Origin of the sequence: Niveispirillum sp. (genome assembly GCF_052437035.1) — a bacterium.
GTDB lineage: Bacteria > Pseudomonadota > Alphaproteobacteria > Azospirillales > Azospirillaceae > Niveispirillum.
Map to the genome: position 1 here is coordinate 130,877 of NZ_JBQVOH010000008.1, position 18,555 is coordinate 149,431.

13 protein-coding genes are annotated in these 18,555 nt (G+C 65.3%); 6 read left to right on the forward strand and 7 right to left on the reverse strand.

The genetic code is table 11. The annotated features are described in order from the left end of the window. Positions 1-21: 21 nt before the first annotated feature. Both pssA and ACT6Q8_RS19120 read right to left on the reverse strand, forming a co-directional pair. Positions 22-870, reverse strand: coding sequence for a CDP-diacylglycerol--serine O-phosphatidyltransferase (gene pssA, locus ACT6Q8_RS19115; RefSeq protein ID WP_444733659.1), 849 nt, complete (start codon positions 868-870; stop codon positions 22-24). Beyond that, positions 870-1,562, reverse strand: a complete 693-nt coding sequence (locus ACT6Q8_RS19120; RefSeq protein ID WP_054167683.1) for a phosphatidylserine decarboxylase — start codon at positions 1,560-1,562, stop codon at positions 870-872. Before ACT6Q8_RS19120 ends, pssA begins: the two co-directional genes overlap by 1 nt. A gap of 197 nt (positions 1,563-1,759) precedes the next feature. Here ACT6Q8_RS19120 and ACT6Q8_RS19125 point away from each other — a divergent pair, with 197 nt between their 5' ends. The 5 genes from ACT6Q8_RS19125 (at position 1,760) to ACT6Q8_RS19145 (ending at position 9,245) form a co-directional block, all read left to right on the forward strand. Continuing rightward, positions 1,760-2,548: a hypothetical protein gene (locus ACT6Q8_RS19125; RefSeq protein WP_444733658.1), complete on the forward strand. Its 789-nt coding sequence runs from the start codon at positions 1,760-1,762 to the stop codon at positions 2,546-2,548. A gap of 111 nt (positions 2,549-2,659) precedes the next feature. Continuing rightward, positions 2,660-5,155, forward strand: coding sequence for an ATP-dependent helicase HrpB (gene hrpB, locus ACT6Q8_RS19130; protein ID WP_444733657.1), 2,496 nt, complete (start codon positions 2,660-2,662; stop codon positions 5,153-5,155). A 132-nt stretch (positions 5,156-5,287) separates the two neighbouring features. Beyond that, positions 5,288-6,967 (forward strand): methyl-accepting chemotaxis protein, encoded by a 1,680-nt coding sequence (locus ACT6Q8_RS19135; protein WP_444733656.1) that lies wholly within the window; start codon positions 5,288-5,290, stop codon positions 6,965-6,967. Between the two features lie 49 nt (positions 6,968-7,016). Beyond that, positions 7,017-7,610, forward strand: coding sequence for a recombination mediator RecR (recR, locus tag ACT6Q8_RS19140; protein ID WP_054167679.1), 594 nt, complete (start codon positions 7,017-7,019; stop codon positions 7,608-7,610). Between the two features lie 381 nt (positions 7,611-7,991). Next, positions 7,992-9,245, forward strand: coding sequence for a polyhydroxyalkanoate depolymerase (locus tag ACT6Q8_RS19145; protein WP_444733655.1), 1,254 nt, complete (start codon positions 7,992-7,994; stop codon positions 9,243-9,245). Positions 9,246-9,313: 68 nt separating this feature from the next. On the opposite strand, the gene ACT6Q8_RS19150 is transcribed toward ACT6Q8_RS19145, so the two are convergent. The 3 genes from ACT6Q8_RS19150 to ACT6Q8_RS19160 are packed head-to-tail and all read right to left on the reverse strand — an operon-like array spanning position 9,314 to position 13,405. Continuing rightward, positions 9,314-10,171, reverse strand: coding sequence for a glucosamine inositolphosphorylceramide transferase family protein (locus tag ACT6Q8_RS19150; RefSeq protein ID WP_444733654.1), 858 nt, complete (start codon positions 10,169-10,171; stop codon positions 9,314-9,316). Continuing rightward, positions 10,168-12,252, reverse strand: a complete 2,085-nt coding sequence (locus ACT6Q8_RS19155) for a GNAT family N-acetyltransferase (protein WP_444733653.1) — start codon at positions 12,250-12,252, stop codon at positions 10,168-10,170. Before ACT6Q8_RS19155 ends, ACT6Q8_RS19150 begins: the two co-directional genes overlap by 4 nt. Then, positions 12,245-13,405: a glycosyltransferase gene (locus ACT6Q8_RS19160; protein ID WP_444733652.1), complete on the reverse strand. Its 1,161-nt coding sequence runs from the start codon at positions 13,403-13,405 to the stop codon at positions 12,245-12,247. Before ACT6Q8_RS19160 ends, ACT6Q8_RS19155 begins: the two co-directional genes overlap by 8 nt. Positions 13,406-13,495: 90 nt before the next feature. Here ACT6Q8_RS19160 and ACT6Q8_RS19165 point away from each other — a divergent pair, with 90 nt between their 5' ends. Further along, complete coding sequence (locus tag ACT6Q8_RS19165; protein ID WP_444733651.1) at positions 13,496-14,734, forward strand: hypothetical protein; 1,239 nt, start codon at positions 13,496-13,498, stop codon at positions 14,732-14,734. 205 nt (positions 14,735-14,939) lie between these two features. On the opposite strand, the gene ACT6Q8_RS19170 is transcribed toward ACT6Q8_RS19165, so the two are convergent. Beyond that, entirely contained in the window at positions 14,940-16,625 is a 1,686-nt protein-coding gene (locus ACT6Q8_RS19170) for a hypothetical protein (protein ID WP_444733650.1), read from the reverse strand. 50 nt (positions 16,626-16,675) lie between these two features. Beyond that, positions 16,676-18,550 (reverse strand): WD40 repeat domain-containing protein, encoded by a 1,875-nt coding sequence (locus ACT6Q8_RS19175; protein WP_054167672.1) that lies wholly within the window; start codon positions 18,548-18,550, stop codon positions 16,676-16,678. Between the last annotated feature and the right edge of the window lie 5 nt (positions 18,551-18,555).

Genomic DNA, 18,555 nt, shown 5'->3' on the forward strand with positions numbered 1-18,555 from the left:
TTGCACCGGCCCCGAATTGCATCAGGTTTCAGTCCCGGACACCGTTTCGGGCCGTTCCTGCAGCTTCGCCGCTGCCTCCGCCAGTTCCTTGTACCGGCGGGCGGAGAAGGGGATGGAAATGATATAGACCAGCCCCACCACCGACAGCGTCATCCAGGGCGCACTGACCAGGGCGGCGGCGGTCGCCCCCACGCCCAGCAGCACGAACACCACATAGCGCTGCGGAATGCGCAGCCCCTTCATGGAGAAGGTGGGAACGGCACTGATCATCAATCCTGCCACCGCCACCGTCCAGGGGGCGACGATCCAGGGGCTGTCGAACCAGCCCGGCCCCGCCTCCAAGGTCGCGATCAGTGGCAACAGCGCCAGGAACGCCCCCGCCGGGGCGGGCACGCCCGTGAAGTAATTATAGGCAAAGGCCGGTTTCTCCGCCGCCGCCCCCAGCATGGTATTGAACCGCGCCAGACGCAGGGCCGCACAGACGCCCATCAGCAGGGCCGCCATCCAGCCGACAGTACGGGCATCGTCCAGTGACCAGAGATAGAGGATCATGGCCGGTGCCACGCCAAAGCTGACCACGTCGGACAGGCTGTCCAGTTCCTCGCCAAACTTGCTCTGGGCGTTCAGCATGCGGGCGATGCGACCGTCCAGCATGTCGAACAGGGCGCCGACAGCGATGGCGATCACCGCCTCCTGCCATTTGCCCTCCATGGCGAATCGGATACCCGTCATGCCCGATGCCAGGTTCAGCATCGTCAGCATGTTGGGCAGCAGCTTGTTGATGGACAGGCCCTTCAGGCGCGGCGGCCGCAGCCGCCGAACCCGGTGCCGGTGACCCGTGCGCGATGACGGGTTCTCCTCCGGCGGCATCAGCGGACCTCGCCCTCGCGCTGTTCATCACTGCTGTTCAGATCGGCCAGCACCGTTTCGCCCGCAATCATCTTCTGCCCCACAACGACCTGCGGATGCACGCCATCGGGCAGGTAAATGTCGCAGCGGCTGCCGAAGCGGATCAGGCCATAGCGTTCGCCGGCCTTCAGCGACTGACCGGGCGCCACCCACCAGATGATGCGGCGGGCGACCAGACCGGCGATCTGCACAAAGGCAATCTCGCGCCCATCGGGCAAACCTAAGCGGATAGACATCCGCTCATTCTCTTCGCTGGCCTTGTCCAGGTCGGCATTCAGGAACTTGCCGGGCTTGTACTCCGCGGCCTTGATCACGCCATCGGTGGGGCAGCGGTTCACATGCACGTCGAAGACGTTCAGGAACACGGAGATGCGGGTCAGCTTCTCCTCCCCCATGCCCAACTCCGCCGGCGGGGCGACCTTGGTGATCAAGGTGACACGGCCATCGGCGGGCGACACGACAAGGCCGGGCTTGGTTGGCGTCACGCGGTCGGGATCGCGGAAGAAATAGACGCACCAGGCGGTCAGGACCAGCCCGATCCAGCCCAGCGCCGGGGACAGGGTGGCCAACAGGGCCGAGACCACGGCGAACAGGGCGATAAAAGGCCAGCCGGCCTTGTTGATCGGGACGATGACGGTTTTCAGCGCGGACATGTCTTTCGCGGCTACCCGCTAATGGTGGAACAAGCGGCCATACTAGACAGTCGGAACCCGGATTTGAAGCGCCATGGTCAAAGCCTTGGGCCAAGGGCGTTTTTTCCACACAATCGGGGTAGGCCGGCAGGCGCATTGACCCGAACGGGCGGGCAAGCGACAGTCGTGTCGGTTGCATTTCCCCCAAGGAGCCGCCCTTGACCATCAGCATCGCGCGTTTTGCCGGCCTGGCCGCCCTGTTACTGCTGGCCGGCTGCGGCACGCCGAAACCGGCAGCCTTGGTGGAACGGCCCCCCGATGCGCGCTTCGTGGCCAGCCTGCCCGATGGTCCCATCACCCCGCCCGCCGAACCGGCGGAGGCCGCGGCGGCACTGGCAGAGGCAGACGCGCAATCCAAGGCCAGCAGCGATGCGGCCACACAGCTTGCCGTCTGGCAGAAGGCGGCAGCGGCGGGCAGTCCGGAGGGCCGGTTCCGCTATGCCACCATGCTGTCCTTTGGCGACGCCGGGCCGGACAAGGTGGGCGACGGGTTCGACATGCTGCTGGACCTGGCCAAAAAGGGGCATGGGCAGGCGGCCATGTCGCTCTGGCGGCTGTCAAGCATGTCCAATTCCGCCAATCTGAACCAGCATGCGCCCTATTGGTTCAACATCGCCCGCCGGTCGGGCGATGCCATGGCGGTGGAAGTCTATGACAAGCTGCTGGCCGAACAGCGCGCCAAGGGCGAACTGCCGCCCGGCAGCGGCACCGGCGATTATTTCGACAGCGCCATCACCTTCTCCCAGCCGTTGGCCGGCAGCCACGAGGGCGTGCCGTTGGAATATAAGGTGGTTGGAGTACTCTATCCCGGCTGGAAGCGGGTGACACAGTCTCTGTTCCAGCGCGACGGCAAAAGCTTTGACGTGCTGGAACTGGAGAATGTCGAAGGGCAGCGGGTGAAGATTTATTTCGACATTACGGCATGGATGGGTGTGCCGGGGATGTAGCGCGGATTAGCGACGCGTTATCCGCGGAAAATCGATGCCGTTAAGCCGCGGATTACGCTGGCGCTAATCCGCGCTACACAAGTCGCGGGGGTCCCGCTATAGCATCGCCCCATGCCCGACTTTCCCGCCCTTCCCATCGATGAAGCCCTACCGGCCCTGCTGTCGGCGCTGAACAACGGCACGACCGCCGTGCTGCAGGCCCCGCCGGGGGCCGGCAAGACGACGCGGGTGCCGCTGGCCCTGCTGGACCAGAGCTGGGCAGCGGGGGGGCGCATCATCATGCTGGAACCCCGCCGTCTGGCCGCACGCGGCGCCGCGCGGCGGATGGCGCAGATGCTGGGCGAGGAGGTGGGGCAAACGGTGGGTTACCGGGTGCGCATGGATGCCCGCGTCTCGGCCGCCACCCGGATCGAGGTGGTGACGGAGGGGATTTTCCTGCGCCGCCTGCAATCCGACGCCTCGCTGGAAGGCGTGGCTGCGGTGCTGTTCGATGAGTTTCACGAGCGCAGCCTGGACGCCGATCTGGCGCTGGCCTTTTGTCTGCAGACGCGCGAGCTGCTGCGCGATGATCTGCGGCTGGTGGTGATGTCAGCGACCTTGGATGGGGGGCCGGTGGCGACCTTGCTGGGCGGGGCACCGCTGGTCACGTCGGAAGGCCGCGCCTTTCCCGTGGAGACGCGCTGGGTGGAACCGGGGCCGACCGACCGCGCGGACGAGCATATGGCCCGTACGATCCGCCGCGCGCTGGCCGATGAGGATGGCTCCGTCCTGGCCTTCCTGCCCGGCAGCGGGGAGATCCGGCGGGTGGAAAGGCTGCTGGCCGACGGTCCCCTGCCCGCCAATATTCTGCTGACCCCGCTTTATGGCGATATGAGCCTGGAGGCCCAGGATATCGCCATCCGTCCGGCGCCGGCGGGTCAGCGCAAGGTGGTGCTGTCCACCAGCATCGCGGAGACCAGCCTGACCATTGAGGGCATCCGCATCGTCATCGATAGCGGCCTGTCGCGCCTGCAGCGGTTTGATCCGCGCAGCGGCATGGGACGGCTGGAAACCGTCAAATCATCGCGCGCATCCGCCGATCAGCGGCGGGGCCGCGCCGGGCGTCTGTCGGCGGGCGTCTGTTACCGGTTATGGTCGGAGGCCAGTGACCGCGCCCTGATCCCCTTCACCGCCGCCGAAATCACCCGCGCCGACCTGACGCCGCTGGCCCTGGAACTGGCGCAATGGGGGATCATCGATGCCGATGAACTGTCCTGGCTGGACAGTCCGCCAACGGCGACCTTGGCCCAGGCGCGCAAGCTGCTGCAACAGCTGGGTGCCATCGACGATGCCCTGCGCATTACGGCGCATGGCAAGGCCATGGCCGGCCTGGGCGTGCATCCGCGACTGGCGCATCTGGTGCTGCGCGGGAAGGAACTGGGCCGCACCCGGCTGGCCTGCCGCATCGCGGCCTTGATCAGCGAGCGGGACATCTTGCGCGGCGGCGGACGGCGGGATGCCGACCTGCGCACCCGCCTGGAACATCTGGATGAACGCGGGCGCGGCGGCGATGTCGATCGCGGCGCCCTGCATCAGGCGCTGGAACAGGCGCGGCAGTTGGAACGGCAAGTGGGTGGGCCGGCGGGGCCGGTGGATCACGACGATGCCGGCCTACTACTGGCGCTGGCCTATCCCGACCGGATCGGGCAGCGGCGGGCGGGTGCAGCGGGGCAGTTCCGCCTGTCGGGCGGGCGCGGGGCCATGCTGGACCCCACCGACGCGCTGGCCGCCGCCGATCTGCTGGCGGTCGCCGATCTGGACGGCCAGGGGCGTGACGCACGCATCTTCCTGGCGGCTCCGGTCACGCAATCGGCATTGGAAGAGGCCTTTGCCGACGTGATCCGGGCAGAGACGGAGGTGGTGTGGGACGGGCGGGACCAGATTGTGCAAGCCCGACGCCGCCGGCGTCTGTTTGAACTGTCGCTGAAGGATGAACCACTGGCCAATCCGCCCCCTGATCTGGTCCTGCCGGCCATGTTGGAGGGGGTGCGTTCCATGGGGCTTGCCTGCCTGCCCTGGAGCAAGGAACTGGAAGGATGGCGGCGGCGCGTGAATTTCCTGCATCGGGCATCGCCTGACCGCTGGCCCGATGTCTCTGACGAGGGGCTGCTGGCTACCTTGGAGGATTGGCTGGCGCCGTACCTGTCGGGTGTGACGCGGCGGTCGCATCTGGATCGGGTGGACCTGCTTTCAGCCCTGACTGGCATCCTGGACTGGAACCAGAGGCAGGCCATGGATGCGGAAATCCCCACGCATCTGACGGTGCCCACCGGCAACCGCATCCCCATTGACTACTCGGGTGAAGAACCCGTGCTGGCGGTGCGGTTGCAGGAACTTTTCGGCCTGGCGGAGACGCCGCGCCTGGGCGGTGGGCGCATCCCCGTGCTGCTGCATCTTCTGTCGCCTGCGCACAGGCCGGTGCAGGTGACAAGGGATCTGGCCGGGTTCTGGGCCGGTTCGTACAAGGATGTGAAAAAGGAACTGGCCGGACGCTACCCCCGCCATTACTGGCCCGACGATCCCCTGATCGCCGAACCCACGGCCCGGGCCAAGCGGCGCGGCACCTGAAGCCATGCGTGGCACGGCCATGGCTACAGCCTAACCGCGATGAAATGGGTGTTGTGATCCCGAAAAGGAGGCGTAGCCTGACCTTATATCAGACAGCGATAATGGAGGTTCCCCTTGCGTTGGACCATCCGGATGAAACTCATCGCTGTAGGCGTGATCGCCTTTGTCGGGCTGTCCACCCTGGCCGCCACCTTCTTCATTGTTGACCGGGTCTCGGTACAGAAATCGGCCATTTCCGATCAGGCAGAGGCCTATCTGAAACTGGTTCACAAGGCCGGTGCGCTTGCCACGGAAATGAGCCTAGTGGCCATGGATGTGATCGTCGACAAGGATGACGGTGCCGTCAGCGCCGAGCGTACCAAGGCCATGCGTGAGGGGCTGGACGCGCTCGCCGCCCTGACGGCGCAATTGTCAGCGACCGCCACAGCGGCGGAGAAGGCGCACACCGCCAAGGTCGTGACCGATACCGCCGCCCTGACCCTGGCCATGCGCGACGGGTTGGTGAAGGCCGTGGAGGGGCGGGCCGACACCGCCCGGTTCGCCGAACTGGATGACCAGATTGATGGGCTGGCCGAGGAGATCAAAAGCCAGTTGGATGCTGTCGATGCACTGGTCACGGCGCGGGCCGACCGGGCGGAGGCGGAGCGGCGCGACTGGATGGCGAAGTCCCGCATGGTGACGGGGGCGGCCTATGGCGTGACCCTGCTGGTGATGATCACCATCCTGGCCCTGGTGGGCCGCGCCATCATCGGGCCGATCCAGGGGTTGACCAATGTCATGGGCCGGCTGGCGGCGGGGGATACGGCGGTCACCCTGCCCATTTGCAATAATGGTGACGAGTTGACGGAAATGGTGGCCGCCACCTGCCATTTCCGCGATGTCGCCGTTGCCAATGCCGCCCTGGAACAGCAGAACGCCGCCGCCACCGCGCAGGCCGAGGCCGAACGCCGCCAGACGATGGAACAGGTGGCCGACGCCATCGACCGGCAGGTGAAAGTGGCGGTTCAGGCGATCGTAGAAGGGATCGGCAAGGTCCATGCCCTGACCAGCGACATGGCGGAAAAGGCACGCGAAACCACCATCTCCTCCACCGCCATCGCCAGCGCCACCCAGGATGCGGCCAGCAATGTGCAATCGGTGGCAGGGGCGGCAGAGGAACTGGGCATCGCCAGTGCCGAGATCGCGCGGCAGGTCAGCACCGCCACAAGCGTCACCCAGAGCGCCGTGGCAGAGGCGGACACCGCCCGGCAGGTAATGAACGGCCTGTCCACCGCCGCCGGCCATATCGGCGCGGTGGTCGCCCTGATCAGCGATATCGCATCGCAGACCAACCTTCTGGCGCTGAACGCCACCATCGAGGCGGCACGGGCCGGTGAGGCGGGCAAGGGCTTTGCCGTGGTGGCGGGCGAGGTGAAAAGCCTGGCCGGACAGACGGCGCGGGCGACCGACGAAATCACCCGCCAGATCGCCTCCCTGTCACAGACGGTGGCCGACGCGGTGGCCGCCATCGGCCGCATCGCCGCCACCATTGAGGCCGTGAACGGCAACGCCGCCGCTATCGCCAGCGCCGTGGAGGAGCAGGCGGCCACCATCGCCGGCGTTTCCGACAATACGGCTCAGGCCGCCAGCGCCTCGCGCGCCGTGTCCGAACAGGTCAGCGGCATCTCGCAAGGGGCCAATGCCGCGCTTGACAGCGCCGCCGGGGTTGAACGCTGGACCCAGGAACTGGTGGAACAGGCCGGCGCATTGGCGCGACAGGTGGAGCATTTCGCGGTGGATATCCGGCGGACCGCCGCCAATGGCGCAGGATAGAAACAGGTTTTTCTGGAACATTCGGCGAACATCCTGTAGCGTCGCCGCCATGATCGGACCGGATATTGACCGCCTTATTCAGTTGCTGGCCAAGCTGCCCGGCCTGGGCCCCAGGTCGGCGCGGCGCGTGGCGCTGCATCTAATCAAGCGGCGCGACAGTCTGATGGCGCCGTTGGGTGAGGCGCTGGCCGCGGCGGCGGCATCCATCCGCACCTGCTCGGTCTGCGGCAACCTGGACAGCCACGATCCCTGCACCATCTGCGCCGACCATCACCGCGACTCGGGATTGCTTTGCGTCGTGGAGGATGTGGGCGACCTCTGGGCGCTGGAGCGGACGGGGGCGTTCCGGGGGCGTTACCATGTGCTGGGCGGCACCTTGTCGGCGCTGGACGGGATCGGGCCTGACGATCTTTCCATCCCCAGTCTGCTGGAACGTGCCAGCCGACCAGAGGTGCAGGAGGTGATCCTGGCGCTTAACGCCACCGTCGGCGGACAGACCACGGCGCATTACCTGTCCGACCGGCTGGCGCCTTGCGGCGTGGGCCTGTCGCGGCTGGCCCATGGCGTGCCCGTGGGCGGTGAGCTGGATTATCTGGACGATGGCACCCTGACAGCAGCACTCCGGTCACGCCGCAGCCTGTGACATGGGTGGTTCTACTGTGGGTCACGGTCGAGGCGGATACCTCATCCTGACAGAACAGGTCCTGTCAGGACTCGCCTTCGGCTCGACCTGACCTACGCAGCAACATACATCTGTCTGATATGTAAACAGCTCCCGCACAAGGCAGGTGAGACCGGTGTCACGGACCACCCCCTACTTTAGTCGCCTGGAAGTCATCTTAACGGTTTCGAGATTTATCTGTTGCAAGCTGTCCAAGCGTGGTTAGGCTACGCACCTGAGACAGGGTGCCGCAGGGGTACCGCTATCGAGGGTCCCCGGACGGGTGTCCGCCGGGGTTGGGTTCAAAGGTTTGAGCGCCATCCAGAGTGGGGATGGTGGCTTGGTTGAAAGGGGACGTTCACAGTGCTCTATCACCTGTATGATCTTCAACATGCCGCCCTGACGCCCCTGCGCCTGATGGCGGAGGCCACGCAACAGACCTTCCAGAACCCGTTCATTCCCGCCTCCTATACCAAGGTCGGTCGCGCGGTCGCGGCGGGCGCGGAACTGATCAACCGCACCACGCGCCGCTGGGGCAAGCCGGATTTCGGGCTGCCGACCACGCGCATCAATGGCCGTGATGTGGCCGTGACCGAACAGGTCGTTCTGGAAAAGCCGTTCGGCAATCTGGTGAATTTCGCCCGCGCCATTCCGCGCGATGACCCGAAGCTGCTGTTGGTCGCCCCAATGTCGGGCCATTATGCGACCCTGCTGCGCGGGACGGTTCAGGCGCTGCTGCCCAATCACGATGTCTATATCACCGACTGGCATGACGCCAAGCTGGTGCCGCTGTCCAAGGGTCGCTTCGACCTGGAAGATTACATGGACTATGTGATGGATTTCATCCGTCACCTCGGCCCCAACACGCATGTCATGGCCGTGTGTCAGCCCGCCGTGCCGACGCTGGCCGCCGTCGCCCTGATGGCGCAGCTGGATGATCCATGCCAGCCCGCCTCCATGACACTGATGGGTGGCCCCATCGATACCGCCGCCGCCCCGACCGTGGTGACGCAGCTGGCCGTGGACAAGGATATCGGCTGGTTTGAGCGTAACGTCGTCACGACCGTGCCCTTCTATTACCCCGGCGCGTTGCGTCAGGTGTATCCGGGCTTCGTGCAGTTGACGGGCTTCATGTCCATGAACCTGGACCGCCATGTCGGCGAACATATGAAGCTGTTCCGCCATCTGGTGCGTGGCGACGGGGACAGCGCGGAGGCCCACCGCAAATTCTATGACGAATATCTGTCCGTCATGGATCTGACGGCGGAATTCTACCTGCAGACCGTCAACCAGGTATTCCAGGAACGTGCCCTGCCCAATGGCCGCATGAAGTGGCGCGGCATGACCGTCGATCCCTCAGCCATCGAAAAGACCGCCCTGCTGACGGTGGAAGGCGAGTTGGACGATATCTCCGCCCCCGGCCAGACCATCGCCGCCCATGGCCTGTGCAGCAGCATTCCCGAGGCCAAGAAGCACAACCACCTGCAAAAGGCGGTCGGCCATTATGGTATTTTCAACGGTCGCAAATGGCGCGAAGATATCGAGCCGCGCGTGCGTCGCTTCATCCTGGAAAATGACGCGGTGCGCGCCGGGCGGAAGACGACCGCTGCGGCCTGAGTGACGGGGGAAATCACGATAAGGCGGGGGCGCCGGTCCTGACGGATCGGCGCCCCTTTTTATTGGAGTTACGCCCGCCGTAGGCCATCGATGGCGGCGATGACACCGCCGGCCCAGGGCCAGATATCGGCATGGTGCATGCCCTTGCCGTTCCAACCCTGGCCGCTGGCCGCAAGAAGCGGGCTTTCAGGGCATTCCACCTCCTGATACCGGGTCGGCGTCAGCACCGTGATAGCAAAGACGCGCAGGCCATGGCCGTAGCGGGGGCCGCAATCCTGTGCCAGACGGTAAAGATCACCCTTCCACGCCACCACCCGGCCACCAGGACGCGACCCGGCGGGCGATAATTCGCGCAACGGATTGGCCGGATGCGGATGCCACGGCCCTAGCAGATCATCGGCATGATAGAGCACCAGCGCATCATGCCGGTCGGGCGTGGGGCAGGCGAACATCCACCAGCGCCCATCATGGTGGAACAAGGTGGGGTCGGCCAGCCGGCTCACCACCAGATCGGCCACGGGCACCCAGCGCGTGGGGAACGGGTCGGCGCGATAGAGCCGCACCGCCCCCGCATCCAGGGTTTCCGGCAGCATGTAAATCTGTGCGCCATGGGCGAAGACCTGCGGATATGAGAGGTGAAACCCGTCGCGCAGCACGATGCGCTGATAGGTCCAGCGGGTCAGATCGGTGCTGCTGGCCCATCCCACCTCCCCCAGACCGCTATCATGATTCAACACCTCAAAGAACAGGTGCCAGAGCCCGCCATGGGGAAACAGGAACGGATCGGCCACGAAGCGGGCGCGGACATCCGTCACCTGTTCACGCGTCATCACCGGCCCCTCGCCACCGGCCATGGGTGACAGGTGCAGCGGGTCAGGCCCCTGATAGATGGCGATGGACCAGGGGTCGGGGGGCAGCGGCGTCATGGCAACCGCCCGATCCGCCGCCGGCCCGTGGCCCATCGGTCCTTATAGGCCTCCAACCCGCGCAGCAGGTCAAATTCCGCCAGCCCCCGTGCCGCCGCCTCGCCCAGCGCGGCATGCAGCATCAGGACACCGGGCGAAAACGGCTCCATCACCGCCCGGAACCCGGCATTCCAGTAACCCAGATGATCGGCCCCCACCATGCACAGGCACATGCCCGTGATCTCTCCCCCGCTGCGCAGGGTGACGACATGGGCCGCCCCATCGGCCAGCAGGCCCGGCAGGCCCGCGCGCATGAAGTCGGCGGCCCAGGGGAAGCTGGTAAACAGGCTGCGATCCCCGAACCGGTCCGCATGCAGGGACAGAAACAGGTCGGCGGCCACGGACCATTCATCGGGTTTGAGTGCATCGACGATCACACCCGCCGCCGCTGCCTTCCGCTGCGTCCGTTTCAGCTTTTCCCGAAAGGATGCGCTGCGGCCTGCCCGCCAGGCAACATACCCGCCCGACAGGTCGGCAAAGGGACAATCCACGGTGGGATCGGCCAGGGGCGCATCGGTGATGTGGCAGGCCGCGTCGGGCCGCACGCAATCCAGTTCCAGCGCAGGGAACCATGCCCGGGCATGGGCCATCAGGGCGTGGGCCGCCGCACGGTCGTCCCGGACCACCACCGCGTCATTATAATCCGACAGGTTGCTGGCAAAACGCGCCGGGCCTTCTCCTTCCTGAACCAGGGGCAGCAGCCCGACCAGTTCCCCGCCACGCCACGCGGTCAGCAGCCGGGGGGACAGGTGGGGAGCAGCCGTCAACGCCGCCTGATACCAGACCGGACCCGCGAAAGCCCGGTTGCAGGAGGATTGCGCCAGAAGCGACAGCCAGGGGGGGCGCAGGGCGGCAATGGCGGCGGGATCATCCAGCAGGGTGCAGGTCACCTCCCCCGCCGCGATCGCCATGTCGGCGGCCACCATGCCCGCATTGTCTCCGATGAAGATCGCCAGTCCCGCCACAGCGGGCGGGGCTGGCCGTGGGTCATTCCAGAACAGGCTGTCCAGGCTGGGCAGACGCTCCAGCACGCCCGCCGGTGGTGGATGGCGCAGCAACACCATACCGGCGGCACGTGTGGGGCCGGATTGACCGGTACGGTCCGCCAGGAACGCCGCCGGATCGGTGATGGCATCCACCCACAGATCGCATTGGCTGTAACCAGTGCTGCGGCGGGCCAGCTCATGGGCCAGTGGCCCGCCATGCAGCCGGGCCGCCATTTCAATCAGCACCGGCCCGTCCGGCCCCATGCGGATTTCGCAATGACCAGCCCCCTGCCCTATCCCCAACGCATCCAGCACCCGGCAGGCGAAGGCAAACAGCAAGGGGGCCTGGGGATGGTCGGGGGGCAGCAGCGTCTTGGTCGTGAACTGACCGGCACTGTCAAAGCCGGGCGCCCCCTTGCCATAGGTCCAGAGGGTGGAAAGCCTGTGGACGCCATCCAGGCTGACTGTGTCCACAACATATTCCGGACCCGAAATAAACTCCTGAACCAGCACCGCGTGGTTCATCGCCCCCATCACATCGTGATGGCCATAAATCTCGTGGAAGGCACGGGCGGCCTGTTCGGCACTGGTACAGTAATGAACACCGTCACCGCCCTTGGCCTGCTGCGGTTTGATGATCACGGGCCAGTGACTATTTGCAAAATCAAGCACTTGGGCCAGATTGTCGGCCAGAACCTGACGCGGGACGCGCAGACCATGGGATGCCGCCACCACATGCATACAGTGTTTATCCCGGCGCGCGGTGGACAGGTCCGTTCCATTGCCGGGCAGCCCCAGCCGTTGCGACAGCCAATCCGTCACCAGAACGGCTTGTTCTGAACCCGGAATGATTAGGTCAACGCCAAGGTCGCGCAGCGTTTTCAACCCGCTCTCCGGATCGGGCGACCAGGGCAGGTGATGGGTAAATCCATCCGCATCCTGCCCATCCCGTCCCGGCACCAGAACGGTCACCACCCCCTTGGCCGATAAGGCGGGGGCCAGCAGCACGCCTGCATCCAGCGGATCGACAATGGCAACGCACCGGACCTCAGACATCTGGACGCTCCAGCATCGACAGGAACCGGATGAAGTGACGGACATCCGTGCGGGGCAAGAACGCCGTCGCCGCCTGCCAGGCACGCAGTGACTGTTCCGCATAATGCGCGGGATCATTGAGAAGGGGGTGCAGGGATGCCTGCCATGGGCCGATATCCTGTTCGGACACCGACCCATCGGCATCAAGCGGTCGGACAGGCAATGCGGTGGCGGCACCCAGCCCAGCCTCCGCCTGACCGCCCTGGTTCCCGGTCAGGACGGGGATGCCGCGCAGCATGGCATCCACCGAGACGTACCCGAACGTTTCGGGGATCAGGGAGGGGGCCAGCAGGATGCGGGCCTGGGCCAGGACCGTGCCCACCGCGTCCGCCGGTTCCAGGATGCGGATATTGGGCCGGGCCGACAGCTGTTCCAGCACGGCTTGATCCGCGCCCCAGGTTGGAACGGCCGCGAAGGGGGTGTCGGGAAACCGGTCGGCCAAGGCCAGGAAGATGGACAGGCCCTTCACGGCGCAGGGATTGATCATCATCACCGTGCCATCCGCCGGGGGCCGCCGTTGGGGGAATAGGCCCTGCCCGAAGACCGGAAAATAGAGCAGCGATGACATCAGCCCGCCATGCTGGCGGATGTAATCCTGGCTATAGCGGCTGACGGCGACCAGGGCGCGCACCCGTTTCAACCTGTCACGGCGCGCGGCATCGGGCGCGGTGGCGGCGGGGCCGAAGGGTAGATGCGTATGGGTGTGAACCAGGGCGATGGTGCGATCCGCCGCCACACTCAGGGCCGGGTTCAGCAAGCGGCCATCACGGTCGTCCGATACCAATATCCAGTCGGCATCAATGGCGCGCAGCCGGGCGGCGATCAGGGACTGCGTATCGGCGCCGGTGAAATCAATCACCTCCACCTGCACGCCCTGATGGCGGTAACGCTGCGTCCCGTCTTCGGTCTGGATCACGGCGATGCCGCGTGCGGCAAGGCCCTCCCTGCCGAACTGATGCGCCAGCACCGAACCCGCCCCCGCCGGGCGGCACAGCGACCAGCAATCAAAGCCGCGCGCCGTCAGCGCCTCCATCAGCAGGCGGTTGGCCTTGTTCCCGCCACCGAAGGAGGGGAAATGCACCGCGTCCTGCAGAAGGATGATCCGGGTTGCCACGCCGCGCTCGACCTCATCATTAAGTCATATGATATATTTCTCCTTATGGTATTTTGCCATCACCATAATATCAATATTCATGGTTGCAGCATGGGAATGATCTTGGACGGATTGGCCTGCGCCCTGCTGGGGGTGGTGGGGGCAGCGGGGCCCGGCACAGCCGCAGGCCGGGCGCGGGACCTCACGGTTTCCTGGCTGCGCTGGAACTATGCCGGCGATATTCTGGAGGATGCCTCCCTGCCCCGGCTGCTGTCGCGCGCCGCCGATGCCGGGTACCATACCCTGCTGATCCAGGGTTATGGCCATATCCTGACCGAACATGCCGGCCCCGCCGGGGGCAAGGCGGTCAGCGCCTTTAACGCACTGGCCACATGGGCGGCAGACAAGGACATGATCCTGGCGGGCACGTCCGACCGCTGCCTTCTGGTTGATCTGACCCGCTGGCAGGCGGCGGGACGGCCCGATCCCGCCACGCTGTCGCCCGTGCCGTTCGGCGCGGCGCTGTCACCGCATCTGCTGGACCTGGGGGCCGACATGGGCGGGGCCGGGCCATTCCTGGCCTTTCTGGCGGAAATGGGCGCCAAGGGAGAGCGCGGGGTTTTCGTGCTGAATTATGAGAATTACGCGGACGTGGATGATCCATTGCCGGATTTTCCGCGCCCCCTGTCGCGGCTTTATTGCGTGGCCGCCGGGTTGAAGCCCAACCGGATTCTGGAAACCCATGGCTTCACCGCCGACAGCCGTATCCTGTTCTTCGATTACAGCCAGCATGCCCTGGATTTTCGTCGCCGTCTGGACGAGGGCTGGGACGGGCACGACTATCCCGCTTATCTGAAGCGGGAATTCGCCCGCTGCAGTGACACGCATTTCTATCTCTGGCCCGGTGTCACGCCGGGGCAGATGGATTGGGTGGAAATGGAGCGTCTGTGGCAGGGGGAATTGTCCCGCTGGGGTGGGGCAGACCGGTTTGCCGACCATTGGCAACGTTACCGGGCCATCGGACGCGATTATCTGCGCTGCAACATCCTGGAACCGGCGGCCCTGCTGGACCGGATCGAGGATCGGCCCGGTTCGGCCATCTGGTGGAGCAACGCCTTCTGCACCATCTACAGCGCCCTGCATCACGGCCTGTCAGGCAAACAACGTCTTTATGAGGAATGGATCGACGCGCTGGCCCGGCGCGCACCGTCCCTTTTCCTCTATGGCGCGGATCACGCCAACATGAGCGTAAATGGCATGAATGCGGCGGACTATCACGCCGCCTATCACCGCGCGGGCGGTGACCAGCTGACGGCCCGCCATCTCTACCGCCGTACCCTGCGCTTCTAGACGTGTTTCCGTTGACCGGAATCACGCTCTAGCTCTTCGTTTCCTCAAGCGCCGGCGCTGCATCCGCAACTCGGGCTTACGCGGCACGTGCCGCGCGGCGGCGGTTGCCGCCGGAGCTGTTTCCGGTCAACCGAAAACAGCTCTAAAAGAAACCCCGCCACGGGAGCACCGTGGCGGGGGCAAGGCTTCAGGGAAGGTCGGAAGATCAGTTGAAAACGTGGCTGACCGTGGCGCCGGGCGAGGTGCTGTGGCAGGTGAAGCAGTTCTGCGCCGTCGGGTTCTGGGTCGTGGACTGTTCAAAGGTCTCCATGGTCGTGTTGGCCAGATAGAGGGACCCGAACAGCTGTGTATTGAACAGGAACGGGATGACCCCGTTGCTCCAGATGCTGCCCACCTGGGTATAGCTTGCCAGGACCGGCCCGTTGGTGCCAGTGGTCAGCAACTGCCCATCCACAGACAGGTCAAGGGACAGCAGGTTGGTGTTGTTGGTAATGACGCTGTTGGCAACCGCCGCCGCCGAGGGCTGCTGATTGCCCCAGGGGTTCAGGCGCACGACATTGGTGGGCACCAGGCTGGAAGCCACCGAATTGATGGTGCCGTCATTATTGGCGGACGAAGCCGTCTGCGCGATGGATGTCGGCGCGCTGGTCAGCGTGCCATTGTACAGCAGGGTCGGAATGGCCCCGATAAATGGCACCTGCTTTACACAGGTGGTGCCGCCGTTGGTGCAGGTCTGGCTGGTCGTGTTGTAGGTATTGTCATAATAGAAATAGCTGTTGTCCGGGGCGTTGAACTTGCTCTCGAACGTGGCCCAGACCATTTCCGGGTGTCCTGCCACTGAGCCGACGACATGCATGCCGATCAGCGCCAGGGTGCGCGTCGCCATGGTCGTCCCGTCCCAGGTCAGGACAAGATTGCCGCTGCCATCCGTGGAACTGGTGAAGGCCGGCACATCGGCTGTTCCCTGGATCAGGAACGGCAATGCCGCCTTGGGCACATAGGCGGCGTCAACCCAGGATGTCTTCACCTCCACCGCCAGCTGATTGATATCGGTGAAGGTGGTGCCGGATGCGGTCTGGATCTGCTGCGCCTGTGGCAGGGTGACCGGCATGTTGCCGACATTGGGGTTGGTGGTGTCGTTGAAATAGGCAACATTGCCATTATTGACGCGCAGCCCATTGAACACGTCATTCACGGCAATGCCGTAATAGACGACGGGATAAGTGGCGGGACCACTGGTGCCGCTCAGATACACAGGACTGCCTTTCACCACCAGCACACCGCCATCGGCCTGACCGGTTTCATCCACGGTCTGGCCCGAAGTCGTCGCTGCGGCGCCGGTGCCTGTGACCTTGGCGATGACGGTGCGGTTGACGGCAAGACGCGACTTGGCCCGCTCTGCTGCGGCGGCGCCGATCGGCTTGTTGACACGCACGCTGAGATTCAAGGGGATTTTCGGCAGAGCGCCGGCCTTGAGATTGGTGGTCGAGGACGTGGCCGGGTTCTGCACATAATTGAAGCCAGTGTCCGTCTTGATGACATTGTAGAAGCTGGACGAATAAAGGTTCAGCGTGCCGGACGCGTTCGGGCTCATCAGCCAGAGGAACATCTGCTGGCCCCACTGGTAGAAAGAACAGTCGGGGTTGGCGCTGTTGACGGTGAAGGTGGCACTGTTGGGGGCGACGAAGGAAGCGGGGTTCCCCGCCGTCGGCGTGCCCGCCAGCCAGCTTTGGAAGGTGGATGGGGATACGGCGCACATCGGCGCGGGCGTGGGGATCGGTGGCGTCCCGGATGCGGCCTTCTGCTGGGCCTGAGCCTGCACTGCCATCAGCAGGGCGGCACCCGCCATGCCGGCGATACCGAGACGATGGAGAACTTTGTTCGTGAACATGCAAACCTCCTTGATGAAGCAGCAGATCGATGGGTGAAGGCAGGCCGCCATCAGGCGGCCCGGTCGGACCAGCCGGGCAGTTTGTCCAGGCGCTGGGTCATGACGCGGTAGGTGGAGAGGATGGCGAGGTCGGGTACCGACAGAAGATGCACGGCCCCGTCATAGGAGGAGACGGCAACCCCGCCGGCACAGCGGGTGATGGAGCTGAGGCCGTTGGCCGCCACGGTGCGGCGTTCCACCCTGCCCGTCGCAACATCGAGCTTCAGGACAGCACCCCAGTAATCACCGACCAGCACCGTCTGTTCATCCCAGAAACAGAGTGACTTCGGTGACCGCCGCCCCATATCGACCGCCTGGATCAGGCGGCCATCGGCAACGCTGTAGACATGCAGCGTGAAATCGCGCGACGCGCTGGCGATCAGATTGCCCGAGGGTGAGAAATCGACATCATCGACAATGGCCGTATGGCCGGGGAAATCGCGCACCCGCTCCCCCGCCAGCGTCCAGGTCAGCAGGCCGCCATCGGCACTACAGCTGACGCCCAGCGGCAGGGCGGGGTGCAGACGCAGCGCCTTCACCGCACCGTCATGCAGCGGATAAGTGCGCTGTTCGCCCGTCTGGGGCAGATAGCGGACGATGGCCCCGCTGTAGCAGGCGGCGAAGATCGCCCCCTCATGGCCGGCATGGGGGGCGAAGCGAAGGCAATTGATGGGACCCTGGCCCAACGCCACCGACGCGGTGGACACTAAGCCGTTGCCCAGCGCATCGAACAGATGCAGGCGGTGATCATGGGCGCCCGTCGCGACACGGCCCGTCGCCGGATCACGCGTCACGGCATTCATCAGCACGCGGCCGGCGGCGGGTTCGGTCAGGGCGGTCAGTTCGGCAAGACCATCGCGCAGATGGACCAGACGCACCACCCCATCATCGGCGACCAGAGCCGTCATCCCGTCCGGTGCGCCCGACGCCTCGTTAAAGCAAGCATTGCCACGCTCGCCACTACCGCCCCCGACCTCCCCCAGCAGGGCGCCGGTGGCGGCGTCCCAGGACAGCAGGGTGCCGTCAAACGTGCCGGCCAGCAGGCGCGCACCATCGGGGGTCCAGCAGAAGGAGCGTTCCCATTTGGCCGCATGCGGGGCCAGTTCCACCTTCAGGCTGAAATCGCCGCTGTCCCAGATGCGGATTTTCTGGTCATAGGCACAGGACAGGATATCGCCCGTGACGGGCGATACCGCCACCTTCTTGATGCCCGAGCTATGGGCCGGGATTTCCGCAAGGCTGGCGCCGGTCCGGCTGTCGAACACACGGATAACCCCGTCATCACAGCCCAGGATGGCCCGGTGATGGGCCGTATCGACGGCACAAGTATCCGTCTCCGTCTCAAACGGGCCCCAGCAATGGCGGGCCTCCCCGGTGGCAAGGTCCCATTGCCGCAGTGTCATGTCGTCACCAGCGGAATAGATCAGCCCGTCACGGACCGTGACCGACAATACATCCTTGTCATGCCCCTCAATCACGCGGCGGATGGCACCGGTTTCCAGGTTCCAGACAATGATGCGGCGGTCGCGGGAGGCCGAGACGCCCGTCACCGCATCGACGAACGCGAAACATTCCACATCATCGGCATGGCCGCGCAACAGCAGGCCGGGCCGGCGGTCATCCAGGTCCCACAGCTGGATGTCATAGTCGGAGGAGGAGGAAGCCGCCCGCCGCCCGTCGGCATCAACCGCCACATGGTTCACCAGATGTCGGTGATAGCCCAGCAGCGACACCGCCCCCGTCGCCAGATCGAACAGGCCGACCGCCCCGTCATAGGCGCCCGTCACGGCCAGATCGGTACCGGGAATGGCAGCAACGGACGTCACCGGTCCCCGATGCCGGGTGAACAAAGCTGTACTGGCGGGGGAATGGCGGATGTCGGGCATCGTCG

Bases quoted from the DNA above. Each gene is read 5' to 3' on its own strand.
- pssA (WP_444733659.1), bottom strand. From the start codon at position 870: ATGCCGCCGGAGGAGAACCCGTCATCGCGCACGGGTCACCGGCACCGG.
- ACT6Q8_RS19120 (WP_054167683.1), bottom strand. From the start codon at position 1,562: ATGTCCGCGCTGAAAACCGTCATCGTCCCGATCAACAAGGCCGGCTGG.
- hrpB (WP_444733657.1), top strand. From the start codon at position 2,660: ATGCCCGACTTTCCCGCCCTTCCCATCGATGAAGCCCTACCGGCCCTG.
- ACT6Q8_RS19135 (WP_444733656.1), top strand. From the start codon at position 5,288: ATGAAACTCATCGCTGTAGGCGTGATCGCCTTTGTCGGGCTGTCCACC.
- recR (WP_054167679.1), top strand. From the start codon at position 7,017: ATGATCGGACCGGATATTGACCGCCTTATTCAGTTGCTGGCCAAGCTG.
- ACT6Q8_RS19150 (WP_444733654.1), bottom strand. From the start codon at position 10,171: ATGACGCCGCTGCCCCCCGACCCCTGGTCCATCGCCATCTATCAGGGG.
- ACT6Q8_RS19155 (WP_444733653.1), bottom strand. From the start codon at position 12,252: ATGTCTGAGGTCCGGTGCGTTGCCATTGTCGATCCGCTGGATGCAGGC.
- ACT6Q8_RS19165 (WP_444733651.1), top strand. From the start codon at position 13,496: ATGGGAATGATCTTGGACGGATTGGCCTGCGCCCTGCTGGGGGTGGTG.
- ACT6Q8_RS19170 (WP_444733650.1), bottom strand. From the start codon at position 16,625: ATGTTCACGAACAAAGTTCTCCATCGTCTCGGTATCGCCGGCATGGCG.
- ACT6Q8_RS19175 (WP_054167672.1), bottom strand. From the start codon at position 18,550: ATGCCCGACATCCGCCATTCCCCCGCCAGTACAGCTTTGTTCACCCGG.